This window comes from Hymenobacter arcticus, from assembly GCF_054779975.1.
The window spans coordinates 503,437-516,795 of sequence record NZ_BAAGXF010000002.1 but is presented as its reverse complement, the minus strand read 5'-3'; the positions used below and the strand labels follow the sequence as shown (position 1 = coordinate 516,795).

General features: G+C 62.5%; 12 protein-coding genes. 11 read left to right on the top strand and 1 reads right to left on the bottom strand.

All coding sequences use genetic code 11. The annotated features are described in order from the left end of the window. The first annotated feature begins 111 nt into the window (after positions 1-111). Entirely contained in the window at positions 112-1,761 is a 1,650-nt protein-coding gene (locus ACYVGC_RS05800; protein WP_460582844.1) for a TldD/PmbA family protein, read from the top strand. A 107-nt stretch (positions 1,762-1,868) separates the two neighbouring features. Then, entirely contained in the window at positions 1,869-3,194 is a 1,326-nt protein-coding gene (locus ACYVGC_RS05795; protein WP_460582843.1) for a TldD/PmbA family protein, read from the top strand. A gap of 169 nt (positions 3,195-3,363) precedes the next feature. On the opposite strand, the gene ACYVGC_RS05790 is transcribed toward ACYVGC_RS05795, so the two are convergent. Further along, positions 3,364-4,011 carry a porin family protein gene (locus ACYVGC_RS05790; RefSeq protein WP_460582842.1) on the bottom strand — a complete coding sequence of 216 codons (648 nt, stop codon included), beginning with the start codon at positions 4,009-4,011 and terminating at the stop codon, positions 3,364-3,366. Between the two features lie 369 nt (positions 4,012-4,380). On the opposite strand from ACYVGC_RS05790, the gene ACYVGC_RS05785 reads away from it, so the two are divergent. The 9 genes from ACYVGC_RS05785 to ACYVGC_RS05745 all read left to right on the top strand — a co-directional run bounded on the left by ACYVGC_RS05785 (position 4,381) and on the right by ACYVGC_RS05745 (position 13,334). Continuing rightward, entirely contained in the window at positions 4,381-4,998 is a 618-nt protein-coding gene (locus tag ACYVGC_RS05785) for a CDP-alcohol phosphatidyltransferase family protein (RefSeq protein ID WP_460582841.1), read from the top strand. Positions 4,999-5,004: 6 nt separating this feature from the next. Continuing rightward, positions 5,005-5,937 carry a phosphatidate cytidylyltransferase gene (locus ACYVGC_RS05780; protein WP_460582840.1) on the top strand — a complete coding sequence of 311 codons (933 nt, stop codon included), beginning with the start codon at positions 5,005-5,007 and terminating at the stop codon, positions 5,935-5,937. Positions 5,938-5,941: 4 nt separating this feature from the next. Next, positions 5,942-6,598 carry a lysophospholipid acyltransferase family protein gene (locus ACYVGC_RS05775; RefSeq protein ID WP_460582839.1) on the top strand — a complete coding sequence of 219 codons (657 nt, stop codon included), beginning with the start codon at positions 5,942-5,944 and terminating at the stop codon, positions 6,596-6,598. A 242-nt stretch (positions 6,599-6,840) separates the two neighbouring features. Further along, on the top strand, positions 6,841-8,607 hold the full coding sequence (locus ACYVGC_RS05770; RefSeq protein WP_460582838.1) for a bifunctional alpha/beta hydrolase/class I SAM-dependent methyltransferase: 1,767 nt from the start codon (positions 6,841-6,843) through the stop codon (positions 8,605-8,607). A 140-nt stretch (positions 8,608-8,747) separates the two neighbouring features. Further along, positions 8,748-10,118: a phosphatase PAP2/dual specificity phosphatase family protein gene (locus ACYVGC_RS05765; protein ID WP_460582837.1), complete on the top strand. Its 1,371-nt coding sequence runs from the start codon at positions 8,748-8,750 to the stop codon at positions 10,116-10,118. Between the two features lie 2 nt (positions 10,119-10,120). After that, positions 10,121-10,537: a hypothetical protein gene (locus ACYVGC_RS05760; protein WP_460582836.1), complete on the top strand. Its 417-nt coding sequence runs from the start codon at positions 10,121-10,123 to the stop codon at positions 10,535-10,537. Between the two features lie 111 nt (positions 10,538-10,648). Continuing rightward, positions 10,649-11,269, top strand: coding sequence for a DUF4159 domain-containing protein (locus tag ACYVGC_RS05755; RefSeq protein WP_460582835.1), 621 nt, complete (start codon positions 10,649-10,651; stop codon positions 11,267-11,269). A 130-nt stretch (positions 11,270-11,399) separates the two neighbouring features. Then, positions 11,400-12,377, top strand: a complete 978-nt coding sequence (locus tag ACYVGC_RS05750; RefSeq protein WP_460582834.1) for an AAA family ATPase — start codon at positions 11,400-11,402, stop codon at positions 12,375-12,377. Positions 12,378-12,458: 81 nt separating this feature from the next. Next, positions 12,459-13,334 carry a DUF58 domain-containing protein gene (locus ACYVGC_RS05745; RefSeq protein ID WP_460582833.1) on the top strand — a complete coding sequence of 292 codons (876 nt, stop codon included), beginning with the start codon at positions 12,459-12,461 and terminating at the stop codon, positions 13,332-13,334. Positions 13,335-13,359: the final 25 nt, after the last annotated feature.

Here is a 13,359-nt window from a genome sequence, read left to right as displayed (position 1 = left end):
CTGAAAAGCGACCGGACAACCCGGTCGCTTTTTTTTGCCTCTATTTCGGCTAGCTTAGCGGCTACATTCGGCACTATTCTCCCAGACACCTTGCCTTTTTCTTTTGCTCTTATGAACAGACGCGATTTTGCTGCCCTTACCGGCCTGGGGGCCACGGCCCTGCTGCTGCCCAGCCTGCCTGGCTTCGGGGCCAAGCACGTGGACCACAGCCGCTTGCTGGAGCCCGGCGCCGACACCATCCTCAAAAAGCGCCTGGCCGACGCGGCGCTGAATGCCGCCAAAAGTGCCGGGGCCAGCTACGCCGATGTGCGCATCGGCCGCTCGCTCAACCAGTACGTGTTTACCCGCGAAAAGCAGGTGCAGAACATCGTGAGCACCGAGAGCTACGGCGTGGGCATTCGGGTGCTGGTGGGCGGGTGCTGGGGCTTTGCCTCCACCAGCGTCGTTACCGAGGCCAGCCTGGCCGCCACCGCCCGCCTGGCCGTGGACATTGCCAAGGCCAACCGCCTGGTAATGAAGGAGCCCGTGCAGCTGGCCACCCAGCAAGGCTACGGCGAAGTGAGCTGGAAGACCCCGCTGCAACAAAGCGCCTTCGAGGTGCCCGTGAAGCAAAAGGCCGACCTGCTGCTGGCCGCCAACGCCGCGGCCATGGCCAACGGCGCTAGCTACATCAACTCGGCCCTCTTCCAGGTGAATGAGCAGAAGTACTTTGCGAGTACCGACGGCTCGTACATCGACCAGGATATTCACCGCCTCTGGCCCACCTTCAACGTGACGGCCGTGGATACCAAATCGGGCAAATTTCGCTCGCGCGAGTCGCTGAGCGCGCCCGTGGGCCTGGGCTACGAGTACCTCACGCCCAGCGCCGCTGAGCAGGTGCGCGGCCCCCAAGGTACTGACACCGTGGGCTATAAGCTGCGCTACGACATATTAGCCGATGCCGCGCTGGCCGGCAAGCAGGCCAAGGCCAAACTCACCATGAAGTCGGTGACGCCCGGCAAGTACGACCTCGTGCTCGACCCCGGCCACCTGGGCCTCACCATCCACGAGAGCGTGGGCCACCCCACCGAGCTCGACCGCGTGCTGGGCTACGAGGCCAACTACGCGGGCACCAGCTTCGCCACCCTGGAGTGGAAGGCCAAAAACCTGCCTTACGGCTCGCCGCAGGTCAACATTGTGGCCGACAAGCTGCAAACCGGCTCGGTAGGCAACGTGGGCTGGGACGATGAGGGCGTGAAAACCAAGGAGTGGGACATCATTAAGGCCGGCAAACTAGTTGATTACCAGAAGATTCGCGACCAGGCGCACATCGTGGGCCAGAAGGCCAGCGACGGCTGCTGCTACGCGCAGTCGTGGGAGGACGTGCAGTTTCAGCGCATGGCCAACATCAGTCTCAAGCCCGGCCCCGCCAAACTGAGCGTGGACGAGCTGGTGAGCAAGGTGGACAAAGGCATCTACATCGCGGGCGCGGGCTCTTTTAGTATTGACCAGCAGCGCTTTAACTTTCAGTTTGGCGGCCAATTGTTCTTTGCCATCGAGAAGGGAAAAATCACGGAGCCGCTCGAAGACGTGGCGTACCAGTCGAATACCCAGGAGTTTTGGGGCGCCTGCGCCGGCTCGTGCGACCAGTCGGATTATCGCCTCTTCGGCACCTTCTTCGACGGCAAGGGCCAGCCGGCGCAGGTGTCGTCGGTGAGCCACGGCTCGGCCACCACGCGCTTTAATGGCGTGAACGTCATCAACACGGCGCGTAAGGTGTAAATTTTTAAGCTGTTAGCTTATAGCTGCTAGCTGTTAGCTTCCGTTCGGGAGGCGCAGTCAGCACAAAAAGCTAACAGCCAACAGCTATAAGCTAACAGCTCAAGAAAATGGCTATCCTATCCAAAGACGAAGCACAGACGCTCCTCAAGAAAGTCCTCGGCTACAGCACCGCCGACGAATGCGCGGTATCGCTGAGCGGGCGCACGGCCGGCAACATTCGCTACGCCCGCAACAGCGTGAGCACGGCCGGCGCGCAAGACAACGTATCGCTGGCCGTGGAGGCGCGCTTTGGCAAGCGCAGCGGCATTGCCACCTGTAATGAGTTTGGCGACGCCACCCTACGCCGCTGCGTGCAGCGGGCCGAGGAAATTGCCAAGCTGGCTCCCGAAAGCCCCGAGTACGTGCCCCTGCTCGGCCCCCAAACCTACCTCAACCCACCCTCGGCGGCTTCTACGCCGCTCACGCCCGCGCTGCGCGCCCAAGCCGCGGCCGACAGCATGACGCTGTGCGCCGCCAAAAACCTGACGGCGGCTGGCTTCTTGGATGGCGGCACGCGCTTCACGGCGCTGCGCAATTCGAAGGGCCTGGAGGCGTATCAGCAGTCCACCAACACCGACTTTTCGGTGACGGTGCGCACCGCCGACGGCCGGGGCTCGGGCTACGCCATTGCCGACGTAACGGACCCTACCAAACTCAATACCAAAGCCTTAACCCAGCGCGCAGCCGACAAGGCCCTTGGCTCGGTCAATGCCAAGGCCATTGAGCCCGGCAAGTACACCGTGATTCTGGAGCCGGCCGCACTCATGGCCGGTGACGACCTGTCGCTGCTCGGCGGGCTGATGTATGGCCTCAGCGCCCGCTCGGCCGACGAGGGCCGCAGCTTCATGACCAAGAAGGGCGGCGGCAACCGCAAGGGCGAAAAGCTCTTCGATGAGCGCGTTACGATTTATTCTGACCCGCTCAACGCCGACGTGCCCGGCAATGCCTTCGACGACGAAGGCCTACCCACCCAGCGCATGAGCTGGGTGGAAAAAGGCGTGGTGAAAAACCTGTTTTACTCGCGCTACTGGGCCGAGAAAAACAAGACTACGGCTACGCCCTTTCCCAGCGGCTTCGTGATGAGCGGCGGCACGCAAAGCACCGCCGAGCTGATAAAAGGTACCGCCAAGGGCATCCTGGTCACGCGCCTCTGGTACATCCGCGAGGTCGACCCGCAAACGCTGCTCTACACCGGCCTGACGCGCGACGGCACGTTTTACATCGAAAACGGAGCCATCAAGTTTCCCATCAAAAACCTGCGCTTCAACGAGAGCCCGATTATTATGCTCAATAATATCGAGGCCATCGGCCGGCCCGTGCGCCTGGCCGGCTGCCTGGTGCCGCCCCTTAAAATCAGGGACTTCACGTTCACGAGCCTGTCGGACGCTATCTAGAAAATTGCGTCTGCCTCAATAGGATTGAAGCTTATAAAAAAGAACGTCATGCTGAGCTTGTCGAAGCATCTCTACCACGCCAGTTGGTTTACTAACCTAAGCGGCGCGATAGACATGCTTCGACAAGCTCAGCATGACGTTCTTTTGTAGTAGACTATAAAATAGCCACTTACAGCTTGGGCAGTTGCACGGCTATGTAGGCCTGAAACACGCGGTTTTTCAGCTGCGGGTCGTTCACGCCCACCAAAGAGCCTTGCAGTAAGTTGTCCTTGTGCACATCATTGAGGCCCGCCACGAAGCGGCCACCCACCCGAATGAGCGAGCCCAGCTTGAGGCCAACGCCACCGCAGACCGCAAAATCGCCCCGCTTGTAATTGTCGGTCGACGACTGGTCGGCGTCGCGGAAAGTGGCGGTGCCGCTGGTGGTGCGCACCTGCACCATGCCCTGGTCATTGGCGGCCACGAGGTAGCCAAACTGCGGGCCCGCCTCCACAAATACCGGCCCCAGGGTGGCCTTCAGCAAGATGGGCACCTGGATGTAGTTGAGCTGAGTGGTGTAGTTGGCCACCGTAGTCGCGCCCTTTAGCTGCGAGCCCTGCAACGAATACAGCAATTCGGGCTGAATGGAAAGCGGGCCAATCAGCTTGGCTTCGTAGAAGACGCCGGCGTGGAAATATGTCTTGTAGGTGGCGTCTTCGCCCACGCGGCCTTTAAGTACGGCCTCATTCACGCCGGCCTTGATACCGAACTGGGCGTGGGCCTTGGGCGCGAGCGCGCAAGCAAGCAGCGAAACGGCAGCCAGAGCAGAGAATTTCATAAACATCAGAAAAAGTGATAGATAGAGCAGCGGCGCGGTTGCAGCCGCCAGGATAACGAGTGCGCGAGGCATTTGGTACGTTGCAAGCCGCCGCAATAAAGCGGCAATTTACGGCCTTCGGCCGGGTGGGTGGCCCCCGGCACCCCGCCATCAGCCAGGGCCACTGCCCATCATAGCTGCCGACTAAAGTCAAGCAAAGCTCAGGCTCGGCTCATTAAGTATCAATGAATTATGGCAATTGATGGTGGCTTTAGCGCGCGCGCTAAAGTCTGACGGATACATAAGTTGGTTTGTATGGCGGGCGCGTAGCCCGCAGCTTTGTTTGGTCAACGGGCTACCCGCGCCGCCCGCAGCCCTACATTCGCCGCCATGCCTTCTATTTATGCCCTTAAGCCTCGGTTTCAACAAGTATTGCGGCCTTTGCTGGCGGCCTTGCACGGCGCGGGCATCTCGGCCAATGCCGTAACGGTGGCCGCCCTGCTGGCCTCGCTGGCCTACGGCGGCTGGCTGGCGCTGGCCCCTACTAACCGCTGGGCCTGGCTGCTGCTGCCCTCTTTCCTGTTTACGCGCATGGCCCTCAACGCGATAGACGGCATGCTGGCCCGCGAGTATGGGCAGCAAAGCCGGCTGGGCGCGCTGCTCAATGAAGTGGGCGACGTGGTGGCCGATACGGCCCTCTACCTGCCGTTTGCGCTGCTGCCGGGCGTGCACGCCAGCCTGGTGGTGCTGGTGGTGGTGCTGGCGCTGCTCAGCGAGTTTGTGGGCGTGCTGGGGCAGGTGGTGGGTGGCGAGCGGCGCTACGACGGCCCCAGCGGCAAGAGCGACCGGGCATTTATTTTCGGAACGCTGGCGCTGGCCGTGGGCCTGGGCCTGCCCGTGGGGCCCTACCTCGACTACGTGTTTGGCGGGCTGGCGCTGCTGCTGGTCGTCACCTGCTGGAACCGGGCCCGGCAGGCCCTGCGCGCCGATGCCAACTCAATCAACTGATTACCAGTGAATCCCATCTTACTCTACGCCTTTGGCGGCCTCGCGGGGCTGCTGTTGCTGGCCTCGCTCGCCACGGCGGGGCTGATGCGCTGGCGTCCTGCGCACGACTACACCATCCTGAGGCAACGCATCCAAACCTGGTGGGCGCTCACGGCGCTACTGGCGCTGGGCCTGGCGCTGGGCCGCCCGGTGGCCATCGTAATGGCAGCCCTGGTGAGCTTCCTGGCTTTGCGCGAATTTCTGTCGCTGGTGCCCACCCGGCCCGTCGATAACCCGGTGCTGCTGCTGGCCTACCTGGCCATTCCGGGGCAGTATTTGTGGGTGCACCTGGCCTGGTACGGGATGTTTATCATCTTTATTCCGGTATACTTTTTTCTGCTGCTACCGGTGCGCATGGTCATCGCCGGCGAAACCAAGGGGTTTTTGCAGGCGGCGGGCACGGTGCACTGGGGCCTGATGGCTACCGTGTTCAGCATCAGCCACGTAGCCTACCTGCTGGTGTTGCCCGCCCGCGCCGGGGCGCACGGCGCGGTGAGCGGCGAGCTGCTGGTTTTTTACTTGCTGGTGCTGTCGCAGCTCAACGACGTTGCGCAATTTTTGTGGGGTAAAATGCTGGGCGGCCGTCGCATAACGCCCACCGTGAGCCCTAACAAAACCCTGGCGGGCCTGCTGGGTGGCGTGGGCACTACCACGCTGCTGGCCTGGGCGCTGGGGCCGTGGCTCACGCCCTTCGGGCCGTGGCAGGCAGTGCTGGCGGGCCTACTTATCAGCCTATTTGGCTTTTTTGGCGATGTCGTGGTTTCGGCCATCAAGCGCGACGTGGGCGTCAAGGATTCGGGCACGCTGCTACCCGGCCACGGCGGCGTGCTCGACCGGCTCGACTCGCTTATCTACGCGGCCCCGCTGTTTTTTCACTATACTTATTACCTCTACTATTAGCCCCATGCCCAGCCGGCTCGATGCGTTTTGGCGGCAGCTGTTTGCGCTGGGTATGGTGTACCCGGTGATGCGGCTGTGGCTGGGCCTGCGAGTGCACCACTGCGAGCGGCTACCCCGGCAGGGCCCGGCCATCATCGTAGCCAACCACAACAGCCACCTCGATATTCTGGCGCTACTAGCCCTGTTTCCGCTGGGCCGCGTGCCGGGCGTGCAGCCGGTGGCCGCCACCGATTACTTCTATAAAAGCCGCTGGCTACGGTGGTTTTCAAGCCGCCTGGTGGGCGTCATCCCAATAGCGAGAGGTAGCGGCCAAAACTCTACTAATGACCCACTTGAAGGCTGCTACCGCGCCCTGGCCGCCGGCCAGGTGCTCATCGTTTTTCCCGAAGGCACCCGCGGCCAGCCCGAGCAGTTCAGCGAGTTCAAGTCGGGCATCTGGTACCTGGCCCAGCGCTTCCCGCAGGTGCCCATCGTGCCGGTGTTTCTGGCCGGCATGGGCAAGTCGATGCCGCGCGGCGCGCCCCTCGCGGTGCCTATGAACGTACAGGCAATTGTGGGTGACCCATTGCATTACTTGGAAGATAAAGCACAGTTTATGAACAGCTTACTCAATAATTTTCACGAGCTGCGCGCGCAGCTTGACCTGGTAGGAGTTGATTAAGAACGTCATGCTTCACTGCACTCAGCATGACGTTCTTTTTCTTTTTCCCTCAAAATCAGGACTTATACAAAAAGCGTTTGTCATTGCGAGCGCAGCGCAGCAATCACACCAGAACGGCACCCACGCCAGTCGTTCGTCCATCGTTCTGGGACGATTGCCGCGCTGCGCTCGCAATGACAAACACTTTTTGCGTAAGTCCTCAAAATATAAAATCTCCTATTAATCACGTCTTTCCTTTTCTCATGACCGCCACCTACGACACCATCCGCCCCTGCCAGGAGCGCTACTTCGCTTCCTTCGATGCTACCTCGCTTTTCTACCGGCACTGGCCGGCGGCGGGCGGCGCGGCGGGCAAAAAGGCCATCGTGCTCTTCCACCGCGGCCATGAGCACGGCGGCCGCATGGCCCACCTGGCCGACGAATTCTCGCTGCCTGATTTTGATTTTTTCGCCTGGGATGCGCGCGGCCTGGGCGAGTCGCCGGGCCCGCGGGGTGCGGCCGACAACTACGGCGTGCTAGTGAAGGACGTGGACGCCTTTGTGCGGCACATTGCCAGCGCCCACGGCATTGCTACGGAGAACGTGGTAGTTATCGGCCAGAGCTTCGGGGCCGTGACGGTGGCTACCTGGGTGCACGACTATGCGCCCCGCCTGCGCGGCATGGTGCTGGCCGCGCCGGCCTTCAAAATCAACCTGATTGTGCCCGGGGCGCTGGCCGGCCTCAAGCTGCTGTATGGGGTGCGGGGCAACTACTTCGTGAAGTCGTACGTGAAGCCCACCCAGCTCACCCGCGATACGGCACGCATTGCCTCCTACCACGCCGACCCGCTCATTACCAGGCCCATAGCGGCCAATATTCTACTGGAAGTAGACGAGGCCGCTACCCGCGTGGTAGCCGATGCGGGGGCTATTCACGTGCCCACCCAGGTGCTGGTTTCGGGCAACGACGCGGTGGTGTACGAGGAGCCGCAGCAGCAATTTTTCGACAATCTGGGCACCGAAAACAAGGAGCTGCACCGCCTCGACGACTTCCTGCACGACACGCTGGGCGAGCGCAACCGCGCCATCCCGATTGGGCTGGCCCGCGCGTTTATCGAGCGCCTGTTTGCCACCGCACCCGCCCAGCCCGGCTTGCTCGAAGCCGACCAGCGCGGCCTCACTAAAACCGAGTTTGACACCCTGAGCGCGCCCGCCGCCACAGCCGCGGCGCGCCTCTACTGGGCCATGAGCCGCTTTTGGGTAGCCGTGGGCGGCCGGTTTTCGACGGGCATCAAAAACGGCATTGCCACCGGCTTCGACTCGGGCAGCACCCTCGACTACGTGTACCAAAACCGCCAGCAGGGCTTCACGCCCATCGGCAAGCTGGTCGATAACGTATTCCTAAACAGCATCGGCTGGCGTGGCATCCGCATTCGTAAGCAGCACTTGGAACAGCTTATCGGCCAGGCCATTGACTTGCTGAAAGCCGCCGGCCAGCCCGTGCGCATTCTCGATATTGCGGCCGGCCACGGGCGCTACATCCTGGAGGCCGTGGCCGCCCGCCCCGGCCAGGCCGACAGCGTGCTGCTGCGCGACTACAGCCCCGCCAACGTGGCCGCCGGCCGCCGCCTCATTGCCGAAAAAGGCCTCACCGGGCTGGTGCAGTTCGAGCAGGGTGATGCCTTCGACCAAGCCGGGCTGGCCGCGTTGCAGCCCCGCCCCACGCTGGCCGTGGTGTCGGGTCTCTACGAGTTGTTTGGCGATAACCAGCAGGTCAGCAAGTCATTAGCCGGCGTGGCCGGCGCGGTGGAAGCCGGCGGCTACCTCCTCTACACCAACCAGCCCTGGCACCCCCAGCTGGAGCTGATTGCCCGCTCGCTCACCAGCCACCGCGCCGGCGCGGCCTGGGTGATGCGCCGCCGCGTGCAGGCCGAAATCGACGAGCTAGTGGCCCAGGCCGGCTTCGAAAAAATCGACCAGCTAACCGACCAGTGGGGCATTTTCACGGTGTCGCTGGCCCGGCGCAAATAACGTAGCTACTTACCAATTTCAGATTTGTTCTTCGGATTTAAAGTTCTGAAAAAGAACGTCATGCTGAGCTTGTCGAAGTATCTCTATCGCTTCACCTACACTTTTTAACGAAGCGGTAGAGATGCTTCGACAAGCTCAGCATGACGTTCTTTTTTAGCCAAAAAGCCTCTCCCACCGCGCCCCGCCCCTGGCTACGGGCGGCGGGGTGGCTGACGTTTCTGGGGCCGTTTTTCTTCCTCTCCTACGGCTTCGCCAACTGGTGGACGGGGCGGCTGCCGCACGTGGGCTCGTTCGTATTCGATTGGGAAAACCACATCCCCTTCTGGCCCTGGACCATCGTGCCCTACATGGCGCTAGATGCGTTTTACGCCGGCTCCCTATACCTGTGCGCCACCCGCACCGAGCTCGATACCCACGCCAAGCGGCTGCTGAGCGCCAGCGTGTTGTCGGTGGCGGGGTTTCTGCTGTTTCCGTTGCAGTTCAGCTTCGTGCGGCCCGCCACGAGCGGGTTTAATGGCGTGTTGTTCACCATGTTGGCGGGTTTCGACAAGCCCTATAACCAAGCGCCTTCGCTGCACATTAGCCTGGTGCTGCTGGTGTGGCTGGTGTTTGCGCGCCACCTGCGCGGGGTGGCGCGCTGGCTGGCTCACGGCTGGTTTTTGTTGATTGCGCTGTCGGTTTTCACCACTTACCAGCACCATTTTATTGATGGCGTGGCCGGGGCGGCGGTGGGCGTACTCTGCGTGTATCTATTTCCTGATGAGTCACATACGTGGCAACGTGCGCCTGGCCCACCAGCCGCCGACCAACCCTGGCAACGCAAGCTGGCGGCCAGCTACCTACTAGGTGCGGCATTGTGCCTGGCGCTGGCCGCCGCGCTCGGCGGCTGGGCATGGCTGCTGGCCTGGACCAGCATTTCGCTGCTGCTAGTGGGGCTCGCCTACGCTGGCCGGGGCGTGGCCATTTTTCAGAAGCACGATGGGCGGCTGAGTTGGGCGGCGCGCCTGCTGCTATTGCCCTACCGGGTGGGCGCGTGGGGCTCGTCGCGCTGGTTTACGCGCCGGGGCGTGCCGAGCGCCGAGGTGGCGCCGGGCATCTGGCTGGGCCGCGTACCTAGCCGCACCGATTGGCAGCACCTGCCCGCCAGCGCCGTGCTCGACCTCACCGCCGAGTTCAGCCTGAGCCGCGCTGCCCGCGCCCGGCCCCACCGCAGCGTGCCGCTGCTGGACCTGGTGGTGCCCACCCCCGCGCAGCTGGCGCAAGCCGTGGCTGCCCTCGACGAGTTGGCGGCCCACCCGCCGGTGCTAGTACACTGCGCCCTCGGCTACTCGCGCAGCGCGCTGGTGGTGGCGGCCTGGCTATTGCACCGCGGCCGCTGCGCCACCCCCGCCGAGGCGCTGGCGCAGCTGCGCGCCGCCCGGCCGCAGGTGGTGCTGGGAGCCGCCCACCAGGCAGCGCTGGCAGTATATTACGCCAGCTTACCTATTGAAAACCAACAAGTAGCTCCTTAACGATGAAGACTAATAATCCGGTGATGCTGCGGGTGGTGGTGGGCTTTTTGAAGGGCGGGCGGGTGCTGGATGGGGCCTCTTCGGTGCTGCTGCTGGGCACGCTAGTCCGGGCTTTGCTGCCAGCTACGCCGCTGGTGATGGTGAGTATTTGGGTGGCCCTGGTGCTGGCCGGGCTGGAAAAATATTTTGCCTGGCGGGTGGCCCTTGATGGGGAGTTCTTTACCCTGCTACACGAGCAGCCCGAGCAGGTTGAGAATTTTGATGCGGCGCTGGCGGCTTTTTTGGGTCGTAGCAAGGTGCTTCCCCCCCGCTCATTCGCCAGCCGCTGGCGGGGCACGCGGCAGCTGGCGATTTACCAGGCGGTAGTCTTATTAGCTCAATCGCTGCTAGTCAGTGCGTTATGCTTATTTTTTAGGTAACGTGCCGAAAATCAGTCGATAAAAAAATCCGCCTAGCACGCAACTACCATCGCGGGAGTGTTTCATTTGCGCAGTCCGGCGGCTGGTACGCGGCCGGCAGCTTGCTGCTAAATGCCTACTCCTTTCACCTTTGTGCGCCTCAGCTACCACTCCGGCGACTGGGATGCCGTGGACGAGCGGATGCCCGCCAACCTGCTGCATTCGCTGGTGCAGTACACCACGGTACCCGTCGAAACCAAGGAAAAAGTGGTAGCCCTCGACAGCCCCGAGCTCTTCAATTACCCCTTCTGCTACCTCAGCGGCCACCGGCTGGTGCAGTTTTCGGCGCAGGAGAAAAAGAACTTCACCCAGTACGTGCGCAACGGCGGCTTCGTGTTTGTGGACGATTGTAACCACGACATCGACGGCCTCTTCGCCCGCTCCTTTGAAGAGCAGATGCGGGTGTGCTTCGGCACCAACGCCTTGCAGAAAATCGCTAAGACGCATCCTATTTACAATCAGTTCTTTAAGTTCAAAGACGGGCCGCCCAACACCGGTTTCGAGCTCAACGGCTGGGGCGACGACCTGGTGCACGACTACCTCAAGGGTATCACGATAAATAATCGGCTAGGGGTATTGTACTCCAACAAAGACTACGGCTGCGAGTGGGATTACGACTTCCGCAACAAGCGCTTTTTGGCCGAGGACAATACCAAGTTTGGCGTCAATATTCTGCTGTACGCGCTGAGCTGATATCTATCTGTCATTGCGAGCGCAGCGAAGCAATCGCACCCGAACGAAACCCACGCCAGTCGTTCAGCCATCTTGTTCTGATGCGATTGCTTCGCTGTGCTCGCAATGACAACTGCTTACTAATCACCACATGACTGAACAAGACGTAACAACCTTACTCGCCAAGCTGCCAACCTTGAAAGCCGAAATCGGCAAGGTCATCGTGGGCCAGTCGGCCGTGCTCGATGAGGTGCTGGTGGCGCTGCTGGCCGGCGGCCACGCCCTGCTGGAGGGCGTGCCCGGCCTGGCCAAAACGCTGCTCGTGCGCACGCTGGCCCAGGCCACCGATTTGCCGTTTCGCCGCATCCAGTTTACGCCCGACCTCATGCCCACCGACATTCTCGGCACTGAGGTATTGGAGGAGGACCACGGCACTGGCCACCGCTCGTTCAAGTTCAACCCCGGCCCCATTTTCGCCAGCCTGGTGCTGGCCGATGAGATAAACCGCACGCCCCCCAAAACCCAGGCCGCCCTACTGGAGGCTATGCAGGAAGGCCACGTCACCTACGCCGGCCAGGAGCACGCGCTGCCCAAGCCGTTCTTCCTGCTGGCTACGCAAAATCCTATCGAACAGAGCGGTACCTACCCGCTGCCCGAGGCGCAACTCGACCGTTTCTTGCTGTACGTGCGCATCGGCTACCCCAGCGAGCAGGAAGAAATGGCCGTACTCAGCGGCACCACCGGCACCGCGCGGCCCGAAGTGCGCCCCATTTTGGGCGGCGACGACATCCGGCAATTGCAGCAGCTGGTGCGCCAGGTGAGCCTCAGCCCCGAGCTGCTGGCCTTCGTGAACCGGCTAGTGCGCGCCACCCGCCCGGCCACCTCGGAGGTCAAGTTCATTCAGGACTACGGCCGCTGGGGTGCGGGCCCGCGCGCCGGCCAGGCGCTCATACTTTGCGCCAAAGCGCGGGCGCTGCTGCAAGGCCGCTTCGCCGCCACGCTGGATGATATCAAGGCCCTCGCGCCGCCCGTGCTGCGCCACCGGGTGCTATTGAACTTCAATGCGGAAGCCGAGAATATCACGCCCGACGATGCCGTGCGTGAGCTGCTGAAGGCAGTGCAGGTGTAGCGTGGACTCTGTGAGTCCGCGCGTAGAACGATTGCATAACCAACCCACGCGCGGACTCGCAGAGTCCACGCTACCCGCCAAATGCTGACCCCCGAACTCCTCTACGCCCTGCGCAACCTGCCGCTAGCCGCCCGCCAGGCGGCCGAGGGCTTTTTGGCGGGCGCGCACGCCAGCCGGCGGCACGGCGCGGGCATGGAGTTCAGCCAGTACCGCCCCTACCAGCCCGGCGACGACCTACGCCGTCTCGACTGGCGCCTGGCCGCCCGCTCGGACCGGTACTATTTGCGCGAGTCGGAGGTCGATACCAGCCTCACGGTGAACCTCGTGCTGGATGCCAGCGCCAGCATGAACCACCGCGACGACAACGGCCTCACTAAGCTCGACTACGCCCGCCTGCTGCTGGCCGCGCTCGCCTATTTAGCTCAAAAACAAGGTGATGCGGTGGGCCTGACTATTCTGAGCCCCGGCGGCTTGCAGCACTTCCCGGCCCGCGCCGACACCCGCCAGCTGCCGCGCCTCTACCACGCCCTGGAGAAAGCCGAGGGCACTGGCACCTTCCCTGACGCGGCCACGCTGGCCCCGCTCACGGCCCGCCGCCAGCGCGCCCTCACCGTGTGCGTAAGCGATTTATACGAAGCTGATGGCGAGATAAACCGCCTGCTCACCCGCCTGCGCGCCACCAGCGGCGACGTGCTGCTACTGCACCTGGTAGCCAGCAACGAGTTGAACTTCAGCTATAAAGGCTCCGTCACGTTCCGCGACCTCGAAACCGGGCAAACCATGCAGCTCGATGCCGACCAGCAGCGCGCCACCTACCAGCAGCAGCTGCAGCAGTGGCTGCGCGACACCGCCCACGCCGCCCGCCGCCAGGGCCTCGACTACCACCAGCTCAGCACCGCCGGGCCGCTGAACGGGGCCCTGCGCGAATTTTTAAAACGCAGACAATCTATAAGTTAGTAGCTAACAAACCCGCCTGTCATTG

What these genes read in the sequence shown, in the direction of transcription:
- ACYVGC_RS05800 (WP_460582844.1), top strand. Translation starts at nt 112, where the DNA reads ATGAACAGACGCGATTTTGCTGCCCTTACCGGCCTGGGGGCCACGGCC.
- ACYVGC_RS05795 (WP_460582843.1), top strand. Translation starts at nt 1,869, where the DNA reads ATGGCTATCCTATCCAAAGACGAAGCACAGACGCTCCTCAAGAAAGTC.
- ACYVGC_RS05790 (WP_460582842.1), bottom strand. Translation starts at nt 4,011, where the DNA reads ATGAAATTCTCTGCTCTGGCTGCCGTTTCGCTGCTTGCTTGCGCGCTC.
- ACYVGC_RS05785 (WP_460582841.1), top strand. Translation starts at nt 4,381, where the DNA reads ATGCCTTCTATTTATGCCCTTAAGCCTCGGTTTCAACAAGTATTGCGG.
- ACYVGC_RS05775 (WP_460582839.1), top strand. Translation starts at nt 5,942, where the DNA reads ATGCCCAGCCGGCTCGATGCGTTTTGGCGGCAGCTGTTTGCGCTGGGT.
- ACYVGC_RS05770 (WP_460582838.1), top strand. Translation starts at nt 6,841, where the DNA reads ATGACCGCCACCTACGACACCATCCGCCCCTGCCAGGAGCGCTACTTC.
- ACYVGC_RS05765 (WP_460582837.1), top strand. Translation starts at nt 8,748, where the DNA reads ATGACGTTCTTTTTTAGCCAAAAAGCCTCTCCCACCGCGCCCCGCCCC.
- ACYVGC_RS05760 (WP_460582836.1), top strand. Translation starts at nt 10,121, where the DNA reads ATGAAGACTAATAATCCGGTGATGCTGCGGGTGGTGGTGGGCTTTTTG.
- ACYVGC_RS05755 (WP_460582835.1), top strand. Translation starts at nt 10,649, where the DNA reads ATGCCTACTCCTTTCACCTTTGTGCGCCTCAGCTACCACTCCGGCGAC.
- ACYVGC_RS05750 (WP_460582834.1), top strand. Translation starts at nt 11,400, where the DNA reads ATGACTGAACAAGACGTAACAACCTTACTCGCCAAGCTGCCAACCTTG.
- ACYVGC_RS05745 (WP_460582833.1), top strand. Translation starts at nt 12,459, where the DNA reads ATGCTGACCCCCGAACTCCTCTACGCCCTGCGCAACCTGCCGCTAGCC.